Annotated in this window: 26 protein-coding genes; 14 read left to right on the plus strand and 12 right to left on the minus strand. The window is 67.9% G+C overall.

Features of this window, described 5'->3' with window-relative positions:
• The first annotated feature begins 1 nt into the window (after position 1).
• Positions 2-79, plus strand: a complete 78-nt coding sequence (locus TSH64_RS36730; protein ID WP_348770337.1) for a DUF6867 family protein — start codon at positions 2-4, stop codon at positions 77-79.
• A gap of 201 nt (positions 80-280) precedes the next feature.
• The gene (locus TSH64_RS07460; RefSeq protein WP_109096193.1) at positions 281-1,381 is read left to right on the plus strand and encodes a branched-chain amino acid ABC transporter substrate-binding protein; all 1,101 of its coding nucleotides are present in this window, start codon (positions 281-283) and stop codon (positions 1,379-1,381) included.
• Between the two features lie 99 nt (positions 1,382-1,480).
• Here TSH64_RS07460 and TSH64_RS07465 read toward each other — a convergent pair whose 3' ends face one another.
• On the minus strand, positions 1,481-1,762 hold the full coding sequence (locus tag TSH64_RS07465; protein ID WP_109096194.1) for a hypothetical protein: 282 nt from the start codon (positions 1,760-1,762) through the stop codon (positions 1,481-1,483).
• A gap of 228 nt (positions 1,763-1,990) precedes the next feature.
• Here TSH64_RS07465 and TSH64_RS07470 point away from each other — a divergent pair, with 228 nt between their 5' ends.
• Positions 1,991-2,197 carry a hypothetical protein gene (locus TSH64_RS07470; RefSeq protein ID WP_042696427.1) on the plus strand — a complete coding sequence of 69 codons (207 nt, stop codon included), beginning with the start codon at positions 1,991-1,993 and terminating at the stop codon, positions 2,195-2,197.
• Between the two features lie 6 nt (positions 2,198-2,203).
• Here the strand turns inward: TSH64_RS07470 and TSH64_RS07475 are convergent, their stop codons facing one another.
• The gene (locus tag TSH64_RS07475) at positions 2,204-3,295 is read right to left on the minus strand and encodes an MBL fold metallo-hydrolase (RefSeq protein ID WP_109096195.1); all 1,092 of its coding nucleotides are present in this window, start codon (positions 3,293-3,295) and stop codon (positions 2,204-2,206) included.
• A 219-nt stretch (positions 3,296-3,514) separates the two neighbouring features.
• Here TSH64_RS07475 and TSH64_RS07480 point away from each other — a divergent pair, with 219 nt between their 5' ends.
• Entirely contained in the window at positions 3,515-4,552 is a 1,038-nt protein-coding gene (locus TSH64_RS07480) for an outer membrane beta-barrel protein (RefSeq protein ID WP_247872808.1), read from the plus strand.
• Positions 4,553-4,721: 169 nt separating this feature from the next.
• Positions 4,722-5,390 (plus strand): response regulator transcription factor, encoded by a 669-nt coding sequence (locus tag TSH64_RS07485; RefSeq protein WP_109096196.1) that lies wholly within the window; start codon positions 4,722-4,724, stop codon positions 5,388-5,390.
• A gap of 12 nt (positions 5,391-5,402) precedes the next feature.
• On the opposite strand, the gene TSH64_RS07490 is transcribed toward TSH64_RS07485, so the two are convergent.
• Both TSH64_RS07490 and TSH64_RS07495 read right to left on the minus strand, forming a co-directional pair.
• A complete protein-coding gene (locus TSH64_RS07490; protein WP_109096197.1) occupies positions 5,403-6,122 on the minus strand; it encodes a hypothetical protein in 720 nt (239 codons plus the stop codon).
• A 198-nt stretch (positions 6,123-6,320) separates the two neighbouring features.
• The gene (locus tag TSH64_RS07495) at positions 6,321-7,727 is read right to left on the minus strand and encodes a PLP-dependent aminotransferase family protein (RefSeq protein ID WP_109096198.1); all 1,407 of its coding nucleotides are present in this window, start codon (positions 7,725-7,727) and stop codon (positions 6,321-6,323) included.
• A 204-nt stretch (positions 7,728-7,931) separates the two neighbouring features.
• Between TSH64_RS07495 and TSH64_RS07500 the strand changes: the two genes are divergently transcribed.
• Positions 7,932-8,627 (plus strand): response regulator, encoded by a 696-nt coding sequence (locus tag TSH64_RS07500; RefSeq protein ID WP_109096199.1) that lies wholly within the window; start codon positions 7,932-7,934, stop codon positions 8,625-8,627.
• On the opposite strand, the gene TSH64_RS07505 is transcribed toward TSH64_RS07500, so the two are convergent.
• The 4 genes from TSH64_RS07505 to msrB all read right to left on the minus strand — a co-directional run bounded on the left by TSH64_RS07505 (position 8,628) and on the right by msrB (position 11,465).
• Positions 8,628-9,458 (minus strand): alpha/beta hydrolase, encoded by an 831-nt coding sequence (locus TSH64_RS07505; RefSeq protein ID WP_199237500.1) that lies wholly within the window; start codon positions 9,456-9,458, stop codon positions 8,628-8,630. It lies immediately after the preceding gene.
• A 127-nt stretch (positions 9,459-9,585) separates the two neighbouring features.
• Positions 9,586-10,215: a hypothetical protein gene (locus TSH64_RS07510; RefSeq protein WP_109096201.1), complete on the minus strand. Its 630-nt coding sequence runs from the start codon at positions 10,213-10,215 to the stop codon at positions 9,586-9,588.
• A gap of 28 nt (positions 10,216-10,243) precedes the next feature.
• Positions 10,244-10,807: a hypothetical protein gene (locus tag TSH64_RS07515; protein WP_109096202.1), complete on the minus strand. Its 564-nt coding sequence runs from the start codon at positions 10,805-10,807 to the stop codon at positions 10,244-10,246.
• A 241-nt stretch (positions 10,808-11,048) separates the two neighbouring features.
• Complete coding sequence (gene msrB, locus TSH64_RS07520; protein ID WP_109096203.1) at positions 11,049-11,465, minus strand: peptide-methionine (R)-S-oxide reductase MsrB; 417 nt, start codon at positions 11,463-11,465, stop codon at positions 11,049-11,051.
• 20 nt (positions 11,466-11,485) lie between these two features.
• On the opposite strand from msrB, the gene TSH64_RS35290 reads away from it, so the two are divergent.
• Both TSH64_RS35290 and TSH64_RS07525 read left to right on the plus strand, forming a co-directional pair.
• Positions 11,486-11,749: a hypothetical protein gene (locus tag TSH64_RS35290; protein ID WP_146208010.1), complete on the plus strand. Its 264-nt coding sequence runs from the start codon at positions 11,486-11,488 to the stop codon at positions 11,747-11,749.
• Entirely contained in the window at positions 11,746-12,939 is a 1,194-nt protein-coding gene (locus tag TSH64_RS07525) for a pentapeptide repeat-containing protein (RefSeq protein WP_109096204.1), read from the plus strand. The genes TSH64_RS35290 and TSH64_RS07525 overlap by 4 nt, the downstream gene beginning before the upstream one ends.
• A gap of 7 nt (positions 12,940-12,946) precedes the next feature.
• Here the strand turns inward: TSH64_RS07525 and TSH64_RS07530 are convergent, their stop codons facing one another.
• A complete protein-coding gene (locus tag TSH64_RS07530; protein WP_109096205.1) occupies positions 12,947-13,963 on the minus strand; it encodes a BMP family ABC transporter substrate-binding protein in 1,017 nt (338 codons plus the stop codon).
• Between the two features lie 258 nt (positions 13,964-14,221).
• On the opposite strand from TSH64_RS07530, the gene TSH64_RS07535 reads away from it, so the two are divergent.
• The 3 genes from TSH64_RS07535 to TSH64_RS07545 all read left to right on the plus strand — a co-directional run bounded on the left by TSH64_RS07535 (position 14,222) and on the right by TSH64_RS07545 (position 16,957).
• Positions 14,222-15,448, plus strand: coding sequence for a Bcr/CflA family multidrug efflux MFS transporter (locus TSH64_RS07535; RefSeq protein ID WP_109096206.1), 1,227 nt, complete (start codon positions 14,222-14,224; stop codon positions 15,446-15,448).
• A 109-nt stretch (positions 15,449-15,557) separates the two neighbouring features.
• Entirely contained in the window at positions 15,558-16,634 is a 1,077-nt protein-coding gene (locus TSH64_RS07540; protein WP_109096207.1) for an ABC transporter substrate-binding protein, read from the plus strand.
• A 5-nt stretch (positions 16,635-16,639) separates the two neighbouring features.
• The gene (locus tag TSH64_RS07545) at positions 16,640-16,957 is read left to right on the plus strand and encodes a hypothetical protein (RefSeq protein WP_199237502.1); all 318 of its coding nucleotides are present in this window, start codon (positions 16,640-16,642) and stop codon (positions 16,955-16,957) included.
• Positions 16,958-16,964: 7 nt separating this feature from the next.
• On the opposite strand, the gene TSH64_RS07550 is transcribed toward TSH64_RS07545, so the two are convergent.
• On the minus strand, positions 16,965-18,005 hold the full coding sequence (locus tag TSH64_RS07550) for a 4-(cytidine 5'-diphospho)-2-C-methyl-D-erythritol kinase (RefSeq protein WP_109096209.1): 1,041 nt from the start codon (positions 18,003-18,005) through the stop codon (positions 16,965-16,967).
• Between the two features lie 74 nt (positions 18,006-18,079).
• A complete protein-coding gene (locus TSH64_RS07555; protein WP_109096210.1) occupies positions 18,080-18,628 on the minus strand; it encodes an alpha/beta hydrolase in 549 nt (182 codons plus the stop codon).
• Between the two features lie 168 nt (positions 18,629-18,796).
• On the opposite strand from TSH64_RS07555, the gene TSH64_RS07560 reads away from it, so the two are divergent.
• Positions 18,797-20,023, plus strand: a complete 1,227-nt coding sequence (locus tag TSH64_RS07560; protein ID WP_109096211.1) for a methyl-accepting chemotaxis protein — start codon at positions 18,797-18,799, stop codon at positions 20,021-20,023.
• Here the strand turns inward: TSH64_RS07560 and TSH64_RS07565 are convergent.
• Entirely contained in the window at positions 20,008-20,817 is an 810-nt protein-coding gene (locus tag TSH64_RS07565) for a methyltransferase domain-containing protein (RefSeq protein ID WP_109096212.1), read from the minus strand. The genes TSH64_RS07560 and TSH64_RS07565 overlap by 16 nt on opposite strands.
• Before the next feature lie 54 nt (positions 20,818-20,871).
• Between TSH64_RS07565 and gloB the strand changes: the two genes are divergently transcribed.
• Both gloB and TSH64_RS07575 read left to right on the plus strand, forming a co-directional pair.
• Positions 20,872-21,639, plus strand: a complete 768-nt coding sequence (gene gloB, locus TSH64_RS07570; protein ID WP_109096213.1) for a hydroxyacylglutathione hydrolase — start codon at positions 20,872-20,874, stop codon at positions 21,637-21,639.
• A gap of 38 nt (positions 21,640-21,677) precedes the next feature.
• Positions 21,678-22,283, plus strand: a complete 606-nt coding sequence (locus tag TSH64_RS07575; protein ID WP_199237504.1) for a glutathione S-transferase N-terminal domain-containing protein — start codon at positions 21,678-21,680, stop codon at positions 22,281-22,283.
• Positions 22,284-22,562: the final 279 nt, after the last annotated feature.

Raw genomic sequence — 22,562 nt, forward strand, 5'->3', positions numbered from 1 at the left:
TATGGTCAACCAGTATCCTTGGCTCTATGAGCGCGCCGGGCCGTTTGCCTGGCGCGACCGCACCGGCACCTCCGGTTGAGCAGGGCCGGTTGAGCAGGGACCACTAGACATAAGGAATTAGACCGTACGGCTGATTGGTGCCCGCGAAACTGTCGCACTGTGCGCCACTCGGGGTATGGTATTCTGGAACCCGCCGGAGGGGACCCGGCGGCAAGGCCCGAAAGGGCCGGGGGTATGTTGCAACAGGGACCACTTCATAGAACAGGGAGCAAGCACACCCATGAAATTCAAGCTGTCCCTTCTCGCCGCGATCGCGGCGACCGCGCTCTCCGCCACGGCCGCCAAGGCTGATATCGCGGTGGCCACCGCCGGCCCGATCACCGGCCAGTACGCCACCTTCGGCGAGCAGATGAAGAAGGGCATGGAGCAGGCCGTCGCGGACATCAATGCCGCCGGCGGTGTTCTGGGCCAGAAGCTGAAGCTGGAGGTCGGTGACGACGCCTGCGATCCCAAGCAGGCCGTGGCCGTCGCCAACCAGCTGGCCAAGGCCGGTGTGAAGTTCGTGGCCGGTCACTTCTGCTCGGGCTCGTCGATCCCGGCCAGTCAGGTCTATGCCGAGGAAGGGATGCTGCAGATCTCCCCGGCTTCGACCAACCCGAAGCTGACCGAGCAGGGCCTGAAGAACGTCTTCCGCGTCTGCGGCCGTGACGACCAGCAGGGCCTGATCGCCGGAAAGTACCTGCTGGACAAGTACAAGGGCAAGAACATCGCCATCCTGCACGACAAGTCGGCCTACGGTAAGGGTCTGGCCGACGAGACGCAGAAGGCGCTGAACGCCGGCGGCCAGAAGGAAGCCATCTACGAAGCCTATACGGCCGGTGAGAAGGACTATTCCGCTCTGGTGTCGAAGCTGAAGCAGGCGAACATCGACGCCGTCTATGTCGGTGGCTACCACACCGAGGCCGGCCTGATCGCCCGCCAGATGAAGGACCAGGGCCTGAAGGCCATCATCGTGTCGGGTGACGCGCTGGTGACCAACGAGTACTGGGCCATCACCGGCGATGCCGGCGAGGACACCATGATGACCTTCGGCCCGGATCCGCGCGAGAAGCCGGACGCCAAGGCCGTCGTGGAGAAGTTCCGCAAGGCGGGCTACGAGCCGGAAGGCTACACCCTCTACACCTACGCCGCTCTCCAGATCTGGGCGAACGCGGTGAAGCAGGCGAACTCGACCGACGCTGCAAAGGTTGCCGACGTCATGCGCAAGGGCAGCTATGACACCGTCATCGGCAAGATCGGGTTCGACGCCAAGGGCGACGTCACCAGCCCGGCCTATGTCTGGTACAAGTGGCACAACGGCCAGTACGCCGAAGTGAAGTAAGCGAAACGCATCTGCGTTCCGCGAGAAAGGGCCGGCACGTCAGTGCCGGCCTTTTTCTTTGATGGTTCAAAAAAGTACCGGGCTTGTCGAACAAGCCGGTCAGGGAATAGGTCGGGGAACATAGGCGACGCGGTGCTGGGCCATGGCTGGCTGCGCCGCAGCAATTGCCTGGGGGGAGAGCCCGGTCGCCACACGCCGGCCCGACCGTTCGGTCAGCAGCCGTTCGCATGTGCCCATCACCTCCCGCCAGAAGGCGGCGGCACGGGTGTGGTTGGCGGCCGTGAGTTCGACAAGACGAACGCGGCTCATTCGAATCGCGGTTTCGCCCAGTTCATCAACCAGGCGGGTCGCGAAGACAAGCACGTCGAGATCGGTGTTCATGACCGCTATGAACTCACAGCCGCGCCTTTTGTTCCACTCTGAAGGGGGCCTGCGGCAAAGGGTCATCGGGGGTGCTCCGGACGTGCTGCGTTGCAACAACGCAAATGCGTCATCGGCAAAGGGTCACCGAACGGACACTCGCCACGGCAGGGGGGTTTTGTGCTTCAATGGCGCCCTTCGCGGCGACTGTGACGGTCGCCGGCATGGGACGGGTTTTGGAGAACGAAAATGCGCAGGAAGCGCGAGGTGGTCGAGGGACAGATTTATCGCAAGCTGTCCCCCAGCGGCGGCTATTGGGAAGTGATCGCCATCCGCAAGGACGGCATGGGCACCCAGCATGCCCAGATGAAGCGCACCGACGACCCGAAGACGTTGAAGACCCTGTCGGTGGCGACGCTGCTCGATCCGCACGAGTTCGAGATCGTCACCGAATAACTGCCGTCAGGCCGCTGTGATGGCTGCCGGCCGGCGGTAGAGGTCGGCCGGCGGAAGCGAAGCCGGCTCGCCAGCCGGTCCGGCGGTCCGCTCCAGCCGCCCCTTGCGGATCAGGTGGTTGAGGTGAGCCACCGCCTCGCCCACGGCGAAGAGCATCTGCTGCGGGTCGAGTGGGCGCGGAAACAGCGCCCGCGTCACCGCCGCGGCGGTCCGGGGGGCTGCACACAGAGTCTCGATCTCGGCCAGCCGCTCCCCATGGTGGAGAGCCAGCTCCTCTGCACGCCGGTGCAGGCCGCGGAAGGGACGGCCGTGGGAGGGCAGGACCAGCGTATCCGCCGGCAGGACGCTCCATCCCTCAAGACTGGCAAGATAGTCGGCGAGCGGATCGGCCTCCGGTTCCGACGGCCAGACGCTGATGTTCGGGCTGATGCGCGGAAGAATCTGGTCGCCGGAAATCAGCAGGTCCGGGCTGCCGCCGCCGGCCGGCCGGTAGAGGCTGACCGGTTCCGCCGTATGGCCGCTGCCGCCGATCACCGTCCAGTGGCGGTCCCCCACCGGCAGCCGGTCGCCGGCCCGCAGGCGGGTCAGCGTCGCCGGCACGGTGGGCACGCCGCGGCTGTAAGCCCCCTTGCGGGCGAGCAGCGACCGCAGCGTATCCTCCTCCAGGCCGCAGCGGCGATAGAACTGCTCGACCACCGCGTCGGTGGCGGCATCGGTGCCGGCCGACAGGGTGCGGGCGAACAGCCATTCGGTCAGCGAGGTGGCAAAGCCGGCGCCGGTCCGTTCCACCAGCCAGGCGGCGGCGCCGATATGGTCGGGATGGAAATGGGTGACGACCACCCGCTCCACCGGGCGCCCGCCCAGCGCATCGCGCAGCAGCACTTCCCACACCGCGCGGCTGCGCGGATCGCCGAGCCCGCAATCGACCAGCGTCCAGCCGACCGTGCCGCCGTCCAGCGCCCAGACATTGATGTGGTCGAGCTGGAAGGGGAGGGACAGCCGGATCCACAGCACGCCGGGCGCCACCTCCTGCCAGCCGCCGGGCTCGGGAGTGGTGCAGAGGGGGTAATCAACCGAACCGTCCGGGGTAGAGGGCATTGGGGATTCTGTCCAAGTTATTGTTATCGCGCGAGGAAATGCCTCTGAGGCGGCTGAGGCAAATCTGCAACAGGGAAAATGGGCGTGAGGCGGCGGGATTGGAAGCCGCAGGTGCGGAATCCATTGTCGGGGCCGGAGCCCGTTCTGTCACGCATTTCACCGCAGGCCGGGATGTCCCGATCGACCAACGCCGTCAACGATGGGAACAAGAACATGACGATGCGTGGGATTTTGCTGGGCACGGCACTGACCGTCGCCCTTCCTTCGCTGGCCGTCCCGACCGCCGCTTTCGCCGGTACGGAAGGCTTCTATGTCGGTGCTGGCGCCGGCGTGAACTGGACCGAGGATGCGGACCTCAGCAGCTATCCGGCTCCCGGCCTGGGCCTGAAGGAGGAATTCAAGATCGGCGGCATCGGCGACCTGTCGGTCGGCTACGCCACCGCGATGGGCCTGCGCGCCGAGCTGGAGGCCGCCTGGCGGTGGCGCAACAGCGTGGACGGCACCAGCAGCGCCACCCCCGGCCTGAACAATCTGGGCGGCAAGATGAGCTCGGTCGCCTTCATGGGCAACCTGCTGTACGACATCAACATCGGCCTGCCGATCACCCCCTACATCGGTGCCGGTGCCGGTATCGCCGGCGTCAAGCAATCGCTGAACGGCGCCAGCGACCGCGACTGGGTCTTCGCCTATCAGGGCATCGTCGGCGCCTCCTATGCGATCAACGACAATGTCGCGCTGACGCTGGATTACCGGTATTTCGCCACCGTCGATCCGGAGTTCGAACTGGGCCCGGTGACCTCGAAGGGCGAGTACCGCAATCACACGATCCTCGCCGGCCTGCGCTACACCTTCGGCGGTCCGGAGCGTGCGACCCCCATCGCCGCCCCGGCGCCGGCAGCCCCGCCGATGGCCGCCCAGCCGCAGAGCGAGTATCAGGTGTTCTTCGATTGGGACAAGGCGGTCATCACGCCGAACTCCGACAAGATCATCGCCGATGCCGCCGACGGTGCCAGCCGCGCGCGTGCCGTCCGCATCCAGGTGATCGGCCACACCGACACCTCGGGCGCGCCGTCCTACAACCAGAGGCTCTCGCTCCGCCGCGCCGAGGCGGTGCGGCAGGCCATGATCAAGCATGGCACGCCGGCCAACATCATCTCCATCGAAGGTGTCGGCGAGAACCAGTTGATGGTCCCGACCGGTCCGAACGTGCGCGAGCCGTCGAACCGCCGTGCCCAGATTATGATCAAGATCTCCTGAACGGCAAACGGGGGGAGGGGCAGCGGCCTCTCCCCCGCAGGCGCCTGCAATCCTTCCAAGCATCGCGGCAATGGAACAAAGGTGCCGGATGTGCGAAGGAGGTAGCGCGGACCGTTGCGTCAGCGTATGACGATACGGTACCCAAGGCATCTCCGGTCCGAGACGTTACATGCAGGTTCTGATCGCCGACGATCATTCCATCGTCCGCAGCGGCTTGACCCATCTGGTGGGTGAACTGGACGAGCAGGCCACCGTGGTGGCCGCCACCAGCTTCAGCCAATTGAACGCCATCCTCGACGGCACGATGCAGGACGGCGGGACCGCGTTCGACCTCATCGTGATGGACCTGCGCATGCCGGGTCTCGGCGGGCTGGAGGATGTCGAGGCGCTGGTCAAGCGCGTGGCGCCGGTTCCGGTTGCCATCTTCTCGATGATCGAGTCGCCGGACGAAATGCGCGCGGTGCTGTCGCGCGGCGTCCGGGCCTTCATTCCGAAATCGACCGACGACGTGCTGGTGGTGAACATCCTGCGGCTGGTGATGGCCGGCGGATCCTATGTGCCGCCGGTGCTGGGCATGCCGGGCGCACCGGCCCACGCGGCTGCGGGAGCCCCGCGCGCCGTGGCCCCCAGCATCTTCGACGGGCTGACCCGCCGCCAGTTGGAGGTTCTGGACCTGCTCGCCCAAGGCCTGTCCAACCAGGAGATCGGCGAGCGGCTGGGCCTGAACCTGTCCACCGTGAAGACCCACGTCACCGGCGTGCTCAAGGCGCTGAACGTCGGCAGCCGCACCCAGGCGGTTCTGCTGGTCAAGGAAACGGGGCGCGACCGTCTGGCCTGACGCCTACTGCGATCACAGGATCGCGTTCAGCAGCGATCCGCGCCCGCCATAGCTGCCGCCGGACCCGCCCAGCAGCATCGCCGAGGGGTTGAGCGAGGCGCTGCCCGCTCCCAGGATCGAGGCCAGGCCCTGAAGCTTGGTGTTGCCGCCGAAGGGGTTGTCGCCCTTGGCCGGCTGCTTGGCGATGGTGTCGTAGTCCTTGCTGTAGTTGCCCATGCGCAGCTGGACGCCGTAGCTCTTGGCATCCTTGACCGGCACGTCCTTGTCGCGGGCGACACGCAGGGTGTAGTCGCCCTTGTCCAGCGTCATCTGGCCGGATTTCAGCTTCTGGAAGGCGTCATAGCTGGCGCCGGCATCCTTGTTGCTGTCGGCGATGACCTTGCCGCCACGGTCCATCAGTTGAAGCCGGACGCCGGCATCGCCCACCGTCCCCAGCGTCACGGCGCCGGATGTGGGCACGTTGAACTTGTAGAAATCTGCCGGATCGTTGGAGGCCAGCGAGCTGAAGACGTTCAGCCGGCTGGTGTCCTTTATCAGGGTGCCGATGCCCGTCGCGAAGGGGGCGGCGTTCATCGCCGACTTGTTGACGGTCTGCTCGTACTCCTGGACCTTGCCGGTAGCACCACCATTGCCCGTTGCCTGCTGCTGCACGCGCTTGACCGCGGCGTCGATCGACTGCTGCAGGCTCTGGGCCATGCTGCCGACATCGGCGTAACTGGACAGGCTGACCATGGTGCGCTCCCCTCGTTCCGCATTCCCGTCAGGAAATGACAATCGAGGGGTGTGCAGGATGCGGGCCAGAGCTAAGCCTTTGACCTGACAGGGGCTATGGCAGGCTCATCGGTGCCGGGCGGCAGGTTTGGACCGGCAGGGGCGGCAGGATTTTCCCATCGGTGTTCACATGTCGCCGCCGCGGTGCCTGCACTCCGGTCAGACGATGGACAACATCGCCGCCGCGGGCGCGTCGATCGCATCGGCAAGGGCGCGCAGGCCGCGGGCGGCCTCGTCGCGGCTGCGCGGCATGCACAGGCCGACACGCACCGCATGGGGCGCACTGGCGCGGCCGACGGCGAAGGCGTCGGCACCGGTGACGATCACCCCGCGGCGGCGCGCCTCTCCGATGAAGTCCTCGCGCCGCCAGGGCTCGGGCAGGACCAGCCACAGATGCTGGGCCGCCGGGTGGCCATAGACGGTCTCGGCCGGCAGGATGGATCTGGCGAGCCGCTGGCGCGCCAGATCCTCCTCCCGCTGGGTGGCGACGATGCGGTCGGCGGTGCCGTCCTGGATCCAGCGCGCGGCCACCTCCGCCGGCAGGGCGGGAGCGGAATATTGCAGGGCCCGGATGGCGGTCTCGACACGGGTGCGCAGTTCCGCCGGGGCGACGACGAAGCCCAGCCGCAGGCCGGCGGCGAGGCTCTTCGACACGCTGGACACATAGAGCGTGATGTCGGGGGCCATGGTCTGGATCGGCACGGCATCCGGCACCATGAAGCCGAACACGTCGTCCTCGATCAGGATCACGCCATAGCGGCGGGCGATCTCGACGATCTCGCGCCGGCGGGCGGCGGGCATGACGACCGCCGTCGGATTCTGCAGGGTCGGCACCAGATAGGCTGCCTTCGGCCCCAGCCGGCGGCAGGCGCTGTCGAACGCGTCGGGCACCAGACCATGCTCGTCGATGGCGACGCCTTCCAGATGATAGCCCTGGGTGGCGGCCAGCGCCTTGGTGCCGATGTTGGTCAGCCGTTCCGCCAGGATGACGTCGCCGGGGCGGGCCACGGCGGCCAGCGCCACGGCCAGCGCGTTCTGCGCCCCGGTGGTCAGCAGCACCGACTCAGGCGTCGCCTTGACCCGGTGCTGGCGTTCCAGCCAGGCCGCCGCGGCGGCACGATGGTCGGGCAGGCCGGCATGCGGGCCGTAGCCGATCAGTTTCGCCGCATGTCCCGATGCCGCGATGGCGGACAGCGTCTGGCCGAAGGTCTGCACCGCCACGGCGTGTTCGGGATGGACCGTGGTCATGTTGACAATGGCGGGGCCCGCCGAGATCTCCCCGGCCGGCGGCCAGCCGAGCGGCAGGGGGGTGGTTGGCGGACGCTGTCCCTGGACGAAGGTGCCGCGGCCGACCTCGCCGCCGATCAGCCCACGCTTCTCGGCCTCCGTATAGGCGCGGGTCACCGTTCCCACCGTCACGCCGAGGCGGAAGGCGAGGTCGCGGTGCGTCGGCAGCCGCGTGCCGGTGGGCAGCACGCCCTCCGCGATGTCGTCGGCCAGCGCGTCGGCGATGACGCGATAGAGCGGGCCGGGACGGCCCTCCAGGTTCGGGGTCCAGTTTGTCATGGGGACAAATGTGGCATTGTCTCGACCTTCTGGCAAGATCGCCCGCGATTGTCCCTATCAGCCACTGTGGCGGGGCGGAACAATCTGCCACTGCCCGTCGCAGTTCCGTTACTCTCCAGCTTGTGTCAAATTGCCGGAACCGATAGTTTCGGTGCTGGGTGTGGCAGACAATCCGCCACCCGTCTCAGTCCGGTACGGGGGACAATGCACACCATCGCGGTGGTCGACGACGATCCCATCACCCGCGAGACCCTGAAGGCCTACCTGGAAGGGGAGGGCTATCGGGTGATGCTGGCGCGGGACGGCGACCAGCTGTCGGCGCTGCTGGCGCGGGGGCGCATCGACTTGCTGCTGCTGGACATCCGGTTGCCCGGCAAGGACGGTCTGGCGGTGACGCGGGAAATGCGGGCTGCCTCCAACATCGGCATCATCCTGATCACCGGGCGGTCCGACCGCATGGACCGGCTGATCGGGCTGGAACTGGGCGCCGACGACTACATCACCAAGCCGTTCGAGCCGCGCGAGATCCTGGCGCGCACCCGCAGCCTGCTGCGCCGCATCGCCAAGCCGACCAGACCGGCCGGCGGGCGGGTGAAGCGGTTCGACGGGTGGGAGCTTCATCTCGACAAGCGTCGGCTGCGCGGTCCCGATGGGGAGGACGCCCGGCTGACCTCCGCCGAATTCGAGCTGCTCGCCGCCTTCGTCGAGAATCCGGGGCGGGTGCTGAGCCGCGACGACCTTCTCGATCTGACCTTGCGCGGCGACTCGGTGCCGTACGACCGTTCCATCGACCGGCTGGTCCGCCGCCTGCGCCGGGTGGTGGAACACGACCCCGCCGACCCCACCCGAATCGTCACCGTCCACGGCATGGGATACATGTTCCAGGCCGCGGTGGATTGATCAGCTTCCGGTTTCCGGCAGCGATTTCAGGAAACCATCGACATCGTCCAGCACCGGGTTCAGCCAGCGCAAGGGTGCGGCGAGGGCGGCGACGATGCGGATGTGGCCGATGCCGTCATATTCCACCGTGCGCACGCTTCCGCCGACCTCGCGCGCCTTGGCCGCCAGATTCCGGCTGTTGCGGGGCAGGACCGTCTCGTCGGCAGTGCCGGTGGCGAGGAACAGGGGCGGCAGCGGGGCGGCGACATGGGTGATCGGCTGGGTGTCCGGCCGCGTCTTCTCCGGGCCGAACAGGTCCTTCAGCATGTCGCTCTGCAATGGCAGGAAGTCGTAGGGCCCGGCCAGCCCCACGGCGGCGCGCAGGTCGCGGGCGGGGTCGAGCCCCTGTTCGGCGAGCCAGCGGCGATCCATCGCCAGCATCAGGGCGTTGTAGGCTCCGGCCGAATGCCCCATCACCGCCACCGGTCCGGGCTGTGCGCCGTGCTCGGCACCGTGGCGCCGGACCCAGGCGACCGCGGCGGCGGAATCGCGCAGAAAGTCCGGATAGCGCACCTGCGGATAGAGCCGGTAGTCGGGGATGGCGACGCTGTAGCCGCGGCTGGTCAACGCCTGGGCGACGAAGCGGTACATGCCCTTGTCGCCGGTCTCCCAGTTGCCGCCATAGAAGAACACCACCGTCGGCGCCCCCGGCGCCGGCCGGTCGGGCCGGTAGAGATCCAGCCGCAGGCGCGGATCGTCGGCGAAGGGCAGGCCGGTGGCGACCGTGTAGCCCGACCGTGGGGTGAGCGCATCGACGATCTGCGGGCCGGAACAGGCGCCCACAAGCGGCATGAGCAGGAGAGGGGCGAAAACCCAGGGGTTCGGTCTTGGTCGTTTCAGGAGAAATCTTGGCATGGCCCGACAGCAGATAGGCCGCCGCCAGCGACGGGAAAGGGGCGTTGGACAGGTGAAGACGGACTCAGGACTGCGCGGGCGAGGTCCGGCGTTGCGGGCGGGCGGCGGCGGCGGCGTCCTCCTCCGGCTTGGCCGGCTTGCGGAAGGTGCTGAGTTCGGAAATGCGGTTGACGGTCAGGCCATTGATGCGGCAGCCGGCGACCTCGACGATCTCGAAACCGGCCTTGCGGGGATAGCGGGCGGCGACCCGTTCGCGGGCCTCGCGTTCACCGTCGGCGATCAGCAGGAAGCGGCGCACCCCGGTCCAGCCGCGATATCCGCGCTGGTCGGACAGGCTGACGCCGATCGGGTGGCAGCGCACCGCGACCTCCCAGAAACGGCCGGGGCGCGGCTCGTTCCGGTCGAAGACGACGTAGCGCTGCATCGGGGCCGACTTCTTCTGGTCCAGTTCCAGAATGGCGGCCTGCATGTCGATCTCCGCCTTCTGGACGCGCTTTTCCATCTCCGCATAATGGTGCGCCAGCTGGGCATAGTCGGAGGCGACGTCGGCGACCTCCTTGGTCACGTCCTCCACCTTCTCCTTCAGCTTGGACATGGCGATCCGCGTCACGACCAGCTGGCGGCGCCAGTAGCGGTTGGACAGGACGGTCAGCACCATCAGGCCCAGCGCGAAATACAGCATCATGCCGGTCATGGCGCCGTTCCCCTCATGCGATCCCCGATCATGCCGCGTCAGCCTCGACCTCGGGGTCGGGAGCGAGCGCCAGGGGGACCACGGGAGAGCAGATCACGCCGTTGCGCTGGGAAAAGCTGCTCCGCACCGTGGCATGGGCCTGTTCGGCGGACGGAGCGGTGATGTGGGAGACGTTGCGGTATTCCCAAATCTGGCGCGAAAAGACGATCTCCTTGCGGTCCAGCTCGTTGAAATTGGGACCGACCGCCAGCTGTGCCCAATAGATGTCGCCGTCGCTGTCCTGGTCGCCCAGTTCGTGGACCAGTTCGATCTTGGAGAATTCCAGAGCGCGCGACTCGGTCAACGCCTTCTGGCGCCGGCCGTTGAATTCGGTCAGGCGGGCTTGCAGGGTCGTCAGATCGACGCGCTTGCGCTCCGTCTTTTGGCGCCATTCGGCGAGTGCGGCGCGTTTCTTGTCGTACTGGCGCTGGTTTATCGCCTCGCGGGTCTTTTCCGCGCTGACGCGGCCGACATCGACGACGATGGAAAGTCCGAGCGCGGCGGCGCTGGCGATCAGTAGCAGCATCCCCAGGAATTCGGCCGAAATGACCATTCGCCCTCCGCCAGCCGCACCGAATGCCTGCGTCTGTCCATCGACGCATGGTGCCACGACCGGCGAAGGGCGGCGATGCCCTCGCGACAACCCGTCGCACGGAGCGGATCATACCATCGCGCTCCGTGTCGGGGTTGTCATTTTTAGCCGAAATAGGGGCAAACCCGCCTTTTTCATTAGGGTTTATGACCGAACGCCGATCCGTCGAAGGAAAGCCGGCGGCCGGTCATAGTTCTGCCGGTCAGTCGGACTTTTCCTCGGGCTCGAAGCTCATGGCGACGCCATTCATGCAATAGCGCTTGCCTGTCGGCCGCGGCCCGTCCTCGAAGACATGGCCGAGATGGCCTTTGCAGGATGCGCAATGAACCTCGGTGCGCGGATAGGCCAACTTGTAGTCGGTGGAGGTTTCGACCGCTCCCGGCAGCGGCTCCCAGAAGCTGGGCCAGCCCGATCCGCTTTCGTATTTGGTGTCGCTGGCATACAGCGGCTGGCCGCAGCCGGCACAGCGGTAGACGCCGTGGCGCTTCTCGTCGTTCAGCGGGCTGGTGCCCGGATATTCGGTGGCGTGCTCGCGCAGAACCTTGAACTGGTTGGGCGACAGGTCCTGCTTCCACTCCTGTTCGCTCTTGGCCGATGCTGTCTTGTCCGATTCGGGCATGCCGCCGGTCTCCCATGCAGATGATCGATGTTCTGAGCCCAGTATATTGGGTCGCCATTCCCCCTACCCAAGCCGGGGAAGGCATCGATCACGCGGTCGTGACCGGCGGGCCGGCCTATGTCGGACCGGAAATGTCCATGCAACAAAAGATTCTTGCCGATCGGGCGAAGGTTCGACGGCTGGCATCTTCCGGAATTCAACCGGTTTCGGTAACATCCACCACGCCAACAGTCCGGGACAGCGTGTCCGGGACGGAAATGCCGGGGCAACGACGCGCCGCATGATGGATGAACGCTACCTCCGGGCGGTTCGCGATGCGCTGGTACGCCACCAGCAATGGCTTCTGCGCGACCCGGCAGGGAAGGGGCGGCGCGCCAACCTCAGCTTCTACGATCTGGCCGGGCTCGGCCTCAACCGCGTCAACCTGTCGGGCGCCAAGCTGACCGGCGCCAGCCTCACACGGGCGCGGTTGGTCGGCACCCTGCTGTCCAAGGCCGATCTGTATGGCGCCGACCTGTCGAAGGCCGACCTGACCGGGGCGCAGTTGCAGGGGGCGGATTTGCGCGGCGCCAGGGTGGATGGCGCCCGGCTGCAGAATGCCAACCTCCAGGGCGCCGACCTCCGCCGCGGCATGGTTCTGGACAGTGGCGAGTTCCGGGCCGCCGGCAATACGGACGGCACCACCACCTTCGTCGGCTGCACCCTGTCCGAGGCGGTGCTGACCGATTGCCGGATGGCGCAGTGCGATTTCAGCGGCAGCGACCTGTCCGGCGCCGACCTAACCGGCAGCGACCTCAGCGGCGCCATCCTGATCGGGGCCGACCTGACCGGGGCGACCATGCGCAAGACGACGCTGGACGGCGTGCTGATGTGCGGCGCCCGGCTGAACGACGAGCTGCGTACGGCGCTGGAACGGCACGGCATCGATGTCGACGGCACCGGCCTGACCACCACGGCGGCGCGGATGAGCGAGCTGATCGCCGAGCATCAGATCTGGGTCGACAAGTTCGGCAAGGGCGGCGACCGCATCCAGCTCCAGCGGGTCGATCTGCGCGGCTACAATTTTGCCAACCAGCTGCTGTGCGGGGCGGTGATGCGGTTCTGCGGGCTGCGCGGGGCCGATTTCTCGGGCGCCAAGCTGATGATGGCCGATTTGTCCTACAGCGACCTGCGCGATGCCGACTTCACCAGCGCCGACCTGTCCGGCTGCAATCTGGAAGGTGCCAATCTGGCCGGAGCGAAGCTGTGGCGAGCCAAGTTCCGCAAGGTGGACCTCAGCGGCGACGGCAGCCGGCTGTGGCCGACCAGCTTCGCCAAGGCGCGGCTGAACGGCGCCGACCTGCGCGACGCCAGCCTTGCCGGCGTGGTGCTGCGCGGCACCGACCTGACCGCGATCAAGACCAGCTTCGCCACGCTGAAGGGCGCCGACCTGACCGGGGCCCGTGGCTGGCAGCCGTTCGAGGCGCCGGCATAGCCGTGGCTCAGCTTCCGTCGGCCACCGGGATGCGGCCGGCGACGATGCCGCGGCGGGCGGCCTCCACCGCCTCCACCATCGCGGTCGTCACCAGATCGCGGTTGTTTTCGTCGAGCGCATAATCGACCGCCGACTCGGCAAGGCCGAGCGCCACCGTGCCGGCGCTCCATCGGCCCTGACGGGCCGCCTCGAAACTCGATTCCACGGCCAGATCGACCCGCTTCAGCATCGAGGTCAGGATGGAGCCGGGATAGAGGTAGTTCTGGTTGCTGTCGACGCCGATGGCCAGCCGCCTTGCCTCGTTCGCCGCGGCGAAGATGCCGAAGTTGGAGACGCCGGCCCCGGCGAACACCACGTCGGCGCCGCGCTGGAACTGGCTGCGCGCCACCTCGGCCCCGCTGGCGGGATCGTTGAAGGCGGCCGGCGTGGTGCCGACGAAATTCACCAGCACCTTGATGTCGCCGCGGGCATGGCGGGCGCCCTGCTCGTAACCGGCGATGAATTTGCGGATCAGGGGGATGTCGAGCGCGCCGACGAACCCGACGGTCCCGCTTTTCGATGCCAGCGCCGCCAGCACGCCGACAAGGAAGGATCCCTCCTGCTCCTTGAAGGTGACGCAGCGGATGTTCGGTCCCTCCGCCACCGCATCGATCAGCGTGAAGCGGACCGCCGGGTGCGCCGGGGCCAGCCGCGCCAGCGGTGTCGCGTAGTAGAAGCCGATGGCGACCAGATCGGTCACCCCGCGCCGAAGCAGCGAGGCCGCGCCCTGATCGAACTGCACGGGCGTGGAGGGCAGATATTCGGTGACGGCGATGCCGGTGGCGTTCCTGAACCGCTCCGCCCCGGTGAAGGCGCCCTCGTTGAAGCTCTTGTCGAATTTCTGCCCGGCGGCATAGACCAGCCCAGGGACGAGGGCGGGCTGGGTGGACTGGATGGCTGCCGCATGCGCGTGGTGCGGAAGCAGCGCCAGGGCGGTGCCGGCGGCACCGAGGGACAGGACCGACCGGCGGGTGGGGTGCGGCATGGCGCGGCCTCTGGCTGGGTGGAAGCCTGTGAACCGGGTTCAATTTTAGGCATGGATTACTGGAGCGAACCAGAATTTTATTGCGCCGTAACCGCGGTGATTTGACCTGAACCCAGATTGTCGCGGCGGCGTTACGTCGCGGCTTGCTCAACGCTGCCATGCCGAGACAGGACTTTGCGTCGGGCAATGAAGGGATCAGCTTGAAAGCTGCGGATTCCGTCCGGCCGACTCCCCATTCCTTCATATCCGGATTTCCCGATGCTCGCGCGCCTTGCCGCCGTCCGTTCCCGTTCGCCTGCCGAAAGCCCGTTCTTCATCGCAGCACTGGGCGTGCTGATGTCGTTCGGGCCGATGGGCACCGACATGTATCTGCCCGGCATGCCGGCGATCGGCCGGGACCTGCATGCGGCGCAGGACCAGGTGCAGTGGACGCTGTCGGCCTTCTTCCTGGGGTTCGGCGTCGGACAGCTGCTGTGGGGGGCGCTGAGCGACCGGTTCGGCCGGCGGATTCCGGTGGCGACCGGCATCCTGCTTTACGCCATCGGCTGCGTCGGCTGTTCGATGACCGTCGATGTCGGCCATCTGGCGGCATGGCGCTTCGTGCAGGCGGTGGGGGCTTGCGCCGGGCCGGTGCTGGTCCGCGCCATGATCCGCGACGTCTTCGAGCGCGACCGGGCGGCCAGCGTCCTGTCGATGATGATGCTGGTGATGGGGGCTGCCCCGATCATCGCGCCGCTGATCGGCGGCCAGATCCTGGTGTGGGCGAACTGGCGCTGGATCTTCTGGGCGCAGGCCGCCTTCGGCATCGTCGCCTTGCTGGCGCTTGCCAGCCTGCCGGAAACCCATCCCGACTCGCGGCGCACCAGCCTGCGCCCGATGGTGCTGGGAGAAGCCTACCGCAAGCTCCTGACCGACCGCCGTTACCTGGGCTATGCGGTGGGATCGTCCTTCATCTATGCGGGGATGTTCGCCTTCATCTCCGGCTCGCCCTTCGTTTACATCGAGCTGTTCGGCGTGCGGCCGGAGAATTACGGTTTCCTGTTCGGGTTGAACATCGTCGGCATGATCATCGTCAACACGCTGAACAGCCGCGCCGTGATGCGCTTCGGCTCGGACGTGATGTTGCGGATCGGCGTCTGGCTGGCCGCCGCAACCGGCATCCTGCTCGTCGCCTGCGTGTTGAGCGGCTGGGGCGGGCTGTGGGGGCTGGTCGGCTGCCTGTTCCTGTTCATGTCGGTGACCGGATTCTGCTTTGCCAATTCCATGGCCGGGGCGTTGCAGTCCTTCCCGCAGATGGCCGGCACCGCGTCGGCGCTTGCCGGCATGCTGCAATTCAGCACCGGCGCGCTGTCGGGCTGGGCGGTCGGGTTGATGGCCGACGGCACCGCCATGCCGATGGCAGGGGTGATCGGCGGCGCAGCGTTGGTTAGTCTGGCACTGAACCTGTGGCTGATCCGCCCGGTCCGTCGCCGGTTGCCGGCCTGACGGTAAAACAAATGTGCAGTGTTGATTCGGGGTTCCTCCTGTCGGGACCGGCCGTGAATTGAAATTTGCGGCTGGCCCTACTAGGTTGGCGCGGCAAAAGGAGACCGTCATGCCGCAGACCAACCCGAGCCAGTTCACCGATTCCGACCGTCCGACCGCTCCCGACGTCAGCCGGCGCGAGCTTCTGCTGGGCGCGGCGGCCTTGGGCATCGCCGCCGCTGCCGCGTCGCTGCCGGCCTTCGCGGCGACCGGCCTGCGGGTCGGCTATATCCCGATCATCCCTATGACGCAGCTCTATGTGCTGACGGGCGAGGGTTGGGCGGCGGATGCCGGTCTTGCGCTGCAAACCACCAGCTTCCAGTCGGGGCCGGCGATGATCCAGGCGCTCGCGTCCGGGACGCTGGACGTCGCCTATGTCGGCATCGGACCGGCGATGATCGCCCGCTCGAAAGGGGTGAAGCTGAAGGTCGTCGCCGCCAACGTCATCGATCAGGTGGCGCTGATCGGCCGTGGCCCGCTGGTGAAGGCGATGGCCGGCGCCGCCAGCCCGGCCGAGGGGGTCAAGGCCTTCCGCGCCGCCAACGGCCGGCGGCCGAAGATCGGCTCGCTGCCCGCCGGATCGGTGCCGGATACGGTGCTGCGCTATTGGATGGCGGAGATCGCCCGCATCCCCTCGGAGGATATCGAGATCGTCGGCATGGGCGAACAGCCCTTGCAGCAGTCTCTGCTGACCGGCGCCATCGACGGCGCGTCGATCCTGGAGCCGATCCTGACGCTGGTGCAGTCGCGTCTCCAGGATGCGGCGATCATCGCCAAGGCCGGCAGCATGTTCCCAAAGCAGCCGGGTGCGGTGCTGGTGGTGACGGAGGACGCCATCGCCAAAAACCGCGACGCGGTGGCCGAACTGGTCAAGCTGCACATCCGCGCCACCGCCTTCGCCAAATCCAATCCGGACCGCACGGCGGAACTGGTGACCGACATCATCGGCAAGGGACTGGTCGAACGCGACGTGATGCGGGCGGCGCTGACCTCGGACGCGACGACCTTCATCGACGACCCGCGGGTGATCCTGGACTCCACCAAGCGGATGCAGGCCTTCCAGCAATCGCTGGCCCAGATCACCGAACCGGTGGATGTCGATGCGCTGTTCGACTTCACCTTCCATGACGCGGCAAAGAAGAAGTGACGGACATGGCATCTCCGCACATGGCATCTCCCCTGCGGCTGGTCATCCACGCCCCCACCCCGGCCGCGCTGGAGCGGGCGCGGAACAATGCCCGCAACCTGCTGAAGGCACGGCCGGATGCGGAGGTGCGCATCGTGGTCAATGCCGGTGCGGTCGCCGCGGCCCTCGACAGCCCGGATGCGGAGACCGACCGGCTCCTGCGGGTCTGCGGCAACACGCTGGCGAAGACCGGCCGGACCGCCGAGGGGCTGACGGTGGTCGCCGCCGGCGTCCTCGACATCGCCGAGGCGCAGGCGGACGGCTGGGGCTACATGCGGGCGTAAGCGCTCGTCAGCCCACGCCCCAGCCGCCGGTGTCGGGGAAGGGGACCGGAGGCGGTGGGACGGCCGCCGCCGGATCGGCGACGATCCCGCGCGGCAGGGCGGGGGCGCCGGCTGGGGTTGGGAGCAGCCGGGTCGGCCTGACCCACCAGCCAGGCGATGCAGCGGCGATGGATTTGGCCGCGGAGTCGGCCGCCGCCGCCGTGGCGTAGAGGCCGAAGCAGGTGGCGCCGCTGCCGGACAGGCGGGGCAGCAGGCAGCCGGCGCTGCGCTCCAGCGCCGCCAGCACGTCGGCGATCACCGGTGCCACCGTCAGGGCCGGGGCGGTCAGGTCGTTGTTCCGCTCCAGCAATAGGGCGGCGAGGTCGGCCGCGTCGGCCGGTTTGCGGGTGAAGCGGGCAGGGGTGGAGAAACCGGCGCCGCTTTTGGCGCGGGCGGCCGCCATCGCCTTGAACACCGCCGGGGTCGGTACCGGGACATTCGGGTTGACCAGGACCACATGGGTTTCCGGCAGGTCCGGCGCCTCGTCCAACTCATCGCCGATGCCGCCGAAATAGCAGCTTCGCCCAGCGACGCAGACCGGCACGTCGGCGCCCAGCCCGGCGGCCACCGCAAACAGCGCCGCGTCGTCCGGCGCCACTCTCCAGAGCCGGGCGAGCGCCCGCAGGCAGGCGGCGGCGTCCGCCGATCCGCCGCCGATCCCCGATGCGACCGGCAGCGCCTTGGTCAGGGCGATCATCACGTCGGCCTCGCGCCCCAGCCGGACGGCCAGGGCATGGGCGGCGCGCATCACCAGATTGCTGGCGGGGGACTCGCCCATCAGGGCCGGGCCGAAAGGACCGGCGATGGCCAGACGCGGGCCGGCCGGCGGCAGGTCGGCACCGCGCAGGGCCACCCGTGCCGCACCGGGTGTCAGGGCGATGCTGTCGCCGAACTCGGCGAAGGCGACGAGGCTGTCAAGCTCGTGATAGCCGTCGGCGCGCCGGCCGGTGACATGCAGGTAGAGGTTCAGCTTGGCCGGGGCGGCCTCGACGATGGGAAGACCGGTCATAAGCTCCAATCCGCTGGCGGGCGCGCGACGACGCTCCTGTGTCGCACCCTTTCGCCCGCAGCGGCAAGGGGAGGTTAGATCTGGGCCAGCATGTCCTTCAGCAGCGTCTCACCCATCGGCCAGGGGCCATGGCCGCTGGCGCCGTTGATGTGGCCGACCTCGCCCGCGTCGATGAAGTCGGCGCCCCACAGCGCGGCGAAGCCGCAGGCGCGGGCGGCGGTGCAGTAGGGGTCGCTGCGGCTGCCGACCACCACCGCCGGGAAGGGCAGGGGATCGGTCGGCACCGGGGCGAAGCGGCAGGCCTCGGCCGGCACCGTCTGGGGTGATTCGACGTCGGGCGGGGCGACCAGCAAAGCGGCGGCGACCGTTTCCGTCCTGTCGCTGGCCGCGGCCCAGCGGGCGACGAGGATGCAGGCAAGGCTGTGCGCGACCAGCACGACCGGACCGGGCGCGGCACGCACCGCGTCGTCGAGCCGCTCCACCCAGCGGTCCGGCTCCGGCGCATCCCAATCGCCCAGATCGACGCGGGTCAGGGCCGGCAGACGGCCTTCCAGCCAGCTCTGCCAATGATCGGGGCCGGAGTTGCCCAGACCGGGAAGCACCAGAACGGTCGGCTGCGTCATTCTTTCAACTCTTCGTTCGTAAATGTTGTGTGTACTGTCTGAACATTGCGTGCGGGCGAAAGCAGTGCTCGCAACGCGGTAATTCGGCGACTGGCATATCCCGTTACAACGGGATGTGCCGTGGAAATCCGATTGAAAACCATAAACGGGAAGAAGGGGAGAAGCGTCTTGGACATCAGCGCCACCATCGCACAGGATCTTTGCGACTCCATCGGCCGGGAACTGGACTCCGTCGTCTCCATCGCCGGCAAGAGCGGTGCCGTCATCGCCTCAACCGCGCGGGAGCGGATCGGCACCGGCCATCCGGTCGCCGGCGACATCGTGGCCCGCCGGCTGGACGAGCGTGCCGTCACCCGCGATGAGGCGGCCAAGTCGGGCGGCACGATGCGGGAAGGCTATGCCATCGCCATCGAGCTGGACGGAGAGCGGGTCGGGGCGCTCGCCATCGCGGCGCCGGCCGATCAGGCCCGCCGCTTCGCCCGCCTCGCGCGCCATTGGGTGCTGGCGACCCTGCGGGCCGAAACGGCGGAAACCCGCCGGGTCGCCCTGATGCGCGAATTGTCGGAACGGGTCGAGCGCGAAGTCGGCGGGTTCGCCACCGAACTGGCCGATGCCGGCCGCAAGCTGGAATCGGCGGTCGCGGCCGTCCGCTCCGCCGGGACGGATGGGTTGCGGCAGGCCGCCGATGCCGCGGGGGCGGCGCGTGCCGTGGATGGCTCGGTCAGCGCCATCGCCGGCATGCTCGACCGGCTGGCCTCGACCTCCGACCAGATTTCCGGGGACACCAGCAAGGCGCGGGAGATCAGCCTTGCCGCGGCGTCGGACAGCGACCGCGCCACCACGGTGATGAACTCGCTGCGCTCCGCCGCGGAACAGATCGCCAGCGTGGTGAAGCTGATCAATGCCATCGCCAGCCAGACCAACCTGCTGGCGTTGAACGCCACCATCGAGGCCGCGCGGGCGGGAGAGGCCGGGCGCGGCTTTGCCGTCGTCGCCAACGAGGTGAAGGCACTGTCGCGCCAGACCGCCGACGCCACCAAGCAGATCGCCGATCAGGTCGCCAATCTGCAAAAGGAAACCGCCGCGGTGGACGAGGCGCTGGGCCGCATCCATTCCACCATCGGCTCGATCCAGGCGATCAACGGCACCGTCGCCGCCGCCATCGACGAGCAGGCGACCCTGACCTCGGAGGTCGCGCGGTCGCTCGACCGTTCGCGTCAGGACGCCATGGCGGCGGAACAGCGGATCGGCGACGCCGAACAGACGCTGGGGGGCGTGACCCGCAATCTTGAGGAGCTGACCGCGCTGAGCCGCAGCATCGCGGAGCGGGCCGGCAGCCTGGGCAGCGGTCTCGCCGGCCGCGTCACCGACGCGCTGCGTCAGACGCGCGGATAAGGCTGCTGGCAGTCGACGGAATCGCCGCCGGCGATGGTGGTGCGGGGGGTGCCGCTTCTGGCGGCGGGGGCCGCACCGCCCGGCAGCGGCACGATCAGCCGGCGCTTCACCGGCTGCTGCGCCGCCCGGCGCGACACGCCGGCAAAGATCTGCTTCGACGCCTCGATCATCGTCACCCCGGCGAAGGCCTTGAACCAGCGCCCGCCGACCTCTTCCCAGGCGGGTGCCGTCTTTTGCAGGAAGTGCGAGCGGAGCGGCGGCATGAACAGGGCGTGGCGGGTGCGTTCCGGCACGAACATGGTGTCGCGCAGCACCTGCTTCAGCTGCGAGGCGGAATAGGGAAAGCCGTGGCCGAAGGGTGTCCAGTCGGCGCGCGCCCACAGGCCGCGGCGGTTCGGCACCACCGCCAGCACCCGGCCGCCGCCGGCCAGCACGCGCCAGATCTCGCGCATCATCGGGCGCAACTGCTCGGTGCCCTCGAGCCCATGGACCAGAAGCACGCGGTCAATGGTGTTGTCGCCGAAGGGCAGGTCGGCCTCGTCGCCCAGCGCCACCATGCCGGGCCCCTCCGCCGGCCAGAAGCTGACGCCCTGGCTGGCCGGCATCACCGCCACCACCCGGTCGGCCTCGCCCATGAAGGGTCGCAGGTAGGGTGTGGTGTAGCCGACGCCGAGAACGATCTGGTCGCGCACGTCCGGCCAGATGGTGCGGATGCGCCGCCGGATCATCCGCTGGGCCGTCTGCCCCAATCCGGACTCGTAGAACTCCCTCAGATCGACGATATCTGTGTACATGGTATCCCAAGCGTAACACGGGTTTCGTATCGCAACAGCAGGGAGTCCGCTGCCGTGGAGGTCATTCTCGTTCCGGCTTTCGCCGACAACTATATCTATGTGCTGCGCGACGCGGCATCCGGCAAGGTCGGTGTGGTCGATCCCGGCGACGCTGCCCCGGTGCAGGCCGAGCTGGATCGGCGCGGCTGGTCCCTGACCCACATCTTCCTGACCCATCATCACGACGACCATATCGGCGGAGCGGCGGCACTGAAGGAGCGCCATCGCGCCAGCGTGGTCGGCGCCCGTGCCGACGCCCACCGCATCCCCGGCATGGATGTGGCACTCAGCGACGGCGACCGTACGGTGTTCGGCGAGCAGACCGCCCGTGTCTTCGCCGTGCCCGGCCACACCAGCGGCCACATCGCTTTCTGGTTCGAGGCGGCGGAAACCCTGTTCAGCGGCGACACGCTGTTCTCGCTGGGCTGCGGCCGTCTGTTTGAAGGCACGCCGGCGCAGATGTGGGAGTCGCTGCAAAGCCTGCGGGCGCTGACCGACCGGACCCTGGTCTATTGCGGCCACGAATACACCCAGTCGAATGGACGCTTCGCCCTGACCGTCGATCCCGCCAACGCCGCCCTGCATCAGCGGATGGAGGAGGTTGCGGAGCTGCGCGAGCGGAACCGGCCGACGCTTCCCACCACCATCGGCATGGAACGGCGCACCAACCCCTTCCTGCGCGCCGACGATCCCGGTGTCCAGGCCGCCATCGGCATGACCGGCGCCCCGTCGGTGGAGGTGTTCGCCGAACTGCGCCGGCGCAAGGACCATTTCCGCGGGTGAAGCTTGCCGACAACCAATCGAATGCGGAAGGAGCGTCCATGTTGAAGCTGCGCTGGAGCCCCACCTCGCCCTATGTGCGCAAGGTGATGATGGTCCTGATCGAACGCGGGCTGGAGGACCGGGTGGAGCGGGTGACGACCGATCCCTGGTCGGCCGACACCGATCTGCCGACGGACAACCCGCTGGGCAAGGTCCCCGCCCTGACGCTGGAGGACGGCACCACGCTGTTCGACAGCCCGGTGATCGTCGAGTATCTCGATTCGCTGGGCGACCGGGCGCCGCTGTTCCCGCCGGCCGGCCCGGCCCGTTGGACGGCGCTGCGCCAGCAGGCCGTCGCCGACGGCATCTGTGATGCCGCCATCCTGCGCCGGCTGGAATCCATGCGTCCGGACGGCGAAAAATCGGCCAACTGGATGGAACGCCAGCGTAAGGCGGTGGCCCGTTCGCTCGACCTGCTGGAGGCGGAGGCCGCGTCGCTGGAGGGTGAGGCGACCATCGGCATCCTGTCGGTGCTGGTGGCGCTCGGTTACCTCGATTTCCGGTTCGGGCACGAGGATTGGCGCGTGGGGCGCCCGGCGCTCACCGCCTGGTTCACCAAGGCTTCTGACCGTGACAGCCTGCGTCGGACGGCGCCGCCGGTGTAACGTCGGCATTCCTTCCAGATTCTACGCGGTATGCGTGCAGTAACGCGGCGTCCGGCCCAGTCGGGCGCCGCTATTCGTTTCACGCGCTGTTTACGTTCGATTCACCATGACCGCCTGCGCGACCGATGATTTCCGGCCTCCGGCAATCTTTCGATTGTGCGTAGCGAAAACTTCATCCAACCGTCACCGATTCATCCAACCAGAAGGGCTACCCATGGCACCGGCCGGCTTGCGGAGAACCGCGGGCGCGGTACGGACAACCTCCAAGCCACGGGTGGC

This window comes from Azospirillum sp. TSH64 (assembly GCF_003116035.1).
GTDB lineage: Bacteria > Pseudomonadota > Alphaproteobacteria > Azospirillales > Azospirillaceae > Azospirillum.

What these genes read in the sequence shown, in the direction of transcription:
- TSH64_RS36730 (WP_348770337.1), top strand. Translation starts at nt 2, where the DNA reads ATGGTCAACCAGTATCCTTGGCTCTATGAGCGCGCCGGGCCGTTTGCC.
- TSH64_RS07460 (WP_109096193.1), top strand. Translation starts at nt 281, where the DNA reads ATGAAATTCAAGCTGTCCCTTCTCGCCGCGATCGCGGCGACCGCGCTC.
- TSH64_RS07465 (WP_109096194.1), bottom strand. Translation starts at nt 1,762, where the DNA reads ATGAACACCGATCTCGACGTGCTTGTCTTCGCGACCCGCCTGGTTGAT.
- TSH64_RS07470 (WP_042696427.1), top strand. Translation starts at nt 1,991, where the DNA reads ATGCGCAGGAAGCGCGAGGTGGTCGAGGGACAGATTTATCGCAAGCTG.
- TSH64_RS07475 (WP_109096195.1), bottom strand. Translation starts at nt 3,295, where the DNA reads ATGCCCTCTACCCCGGACGGTTCGGTTGATTACCCCCTCTGCACCACT.
- TSH64_RS07480 (WP_247872808.1), top strand. Translation starts at nt 3,515, where the DNA reads ATGCGTGGGATTTTGCTGGGCACGGCACTGACCGTCGCCCTTCCTTCG.
- TSH64_RS07485 (WP_109096196.1), top strand. Translation starts at nt 4,722, where the DNA reads ATGCAGGTTCTGATCGCCGACGATCATTCCATCGTCCGCAGCGGCTTG.
- TSH64_RS07490 (WP_109096197.1), bottom strand. Translation starts at nt 6,122, where the DNA reads ATGGTCAGCCTGTCCAGTTACGCCGATGTCGGCAGCATGGCCCAGAGC.
- TSH64_RS07495 (WP_109096198.1), bottom strand. Translation starts at nt 7,727, where the DNA reads ATGACAAACTGGACCCCGAACCTGGAGGGCCGTCCCGGCCCGCTCTAT.
- TSH64_RS07500 (WP_109096199.1), top strand. Translation starts at nt 7,932, where the DNA reads ATGCACACCATCGCGGTGGTCGACGACGATCCCATCACCCGCGAGACC.
- TSH64_RS07505 (WP_199237500.1), bottom strand. Translation starts at nt 9,458, where the DNA reads ATGCCGCTTGTGGGCGCCTGTTCCGGCCCGCAGATCGTCGATGCGCTC.
- TSH64_RS07510 (WP_109096201.1), bottom strand. Translation starts at nt 10,215, where the DNA reads ATGACCGGCATGATGCTGTATTTCGCGCTGGGCCTGATGGTGCTGACC.
- TSH64_RS07515 (WP_109096202.1), bottom strand. Translation starts at nt 10,807, where the DNA reads ATGGTCATTTCGGCCGAATTCCTGGGGATGCTGCTACTGATCGCCAGC.
- msrB (WP_109096203.1), bottom strand. Translation starts at nt 11,465, where the DNA reads ATGCCCGAATCGGACAAGACAGCATCGGCCAAGAGCGAACAGGAGTGG.
- TSH64_RS35290 (WP_146208010.1), top strand. Translation starts at nt 11,486, where the DNA reads ATGATCGATGTTCTGAGCCCAGTATATTGGGTCGCCATTCCCCCTACC.
- TSH64_RS07525 (WP_109096204.1), top strand. Translation starts at nt 11,746, where the DNA reads ATGATGGATGAACGCTACCTCCGGGCGGTTCGCGATGCGCTGGTACGC.
- TSH64_RS07530 (WP_109096205.1), bottom strand. Translation starts at nt 13,963, where the DNA reads ATGCCGCACCCCACCCGCCGGTCGGTCCTGTCCCTCGGTGCCGCCGGC.
- TSH64_RS07535 (WP_109096206.1), top strand. Translation starts at nt 14,222, where the DNA reads ATGCTCGCGCGCCTTGCCGCCGTCCGTTCCCGTTCGCCTGCCGAAAGC.
- TSH64_RS07540 (WP_109096207.1), top strand. Translation starts at nt 15,558, where the DNA reads ATGCCGCAGACCAACCCGAGCCAGTTCACCGATTCCGACCGTCCGACC.
- TSH64_RS07545 (WP_199237502.1), top strand. Translation starts at nt 16,640, where the DNA reads ATGGCATCTCCGCACATGGCATCTCCCCTGCGGCTGGTCATCCACGCC.
- TSH64_RS07550 (WP_109096209.1), bottom strand. Translation starts at nt 18,005, where the DNA reads ATGACCGGTCTTCCCATCGTCGAGGCCGCCCCGGCCAAGCTGAACCTC.
- TSH64_RS07555 (WP_109096210.1), bottom strand. Translation starts at nt 18,628, where the DNA reads ATGACGCAGCCGACCGTTCTGGTGCTTCCCGGTCTGGGCAACTCCGGC.
- TSH64_RS07565 (WP_109096212.1), bottom strand. Translation starts at nt 20,817, where the DNA reads ATGTACACAGATATCGTCGATCTGAGGGAGTTCTACGAGTCCGGATTG.
- TSH64_RS07575 (WP_199237504.1), top strand. Translation starts at nt 21,678, where the DNA reads ATGTTGAAGCTGCGCTGGAGCCCCACCTCGCCCTATGTGCGCAAGGTG.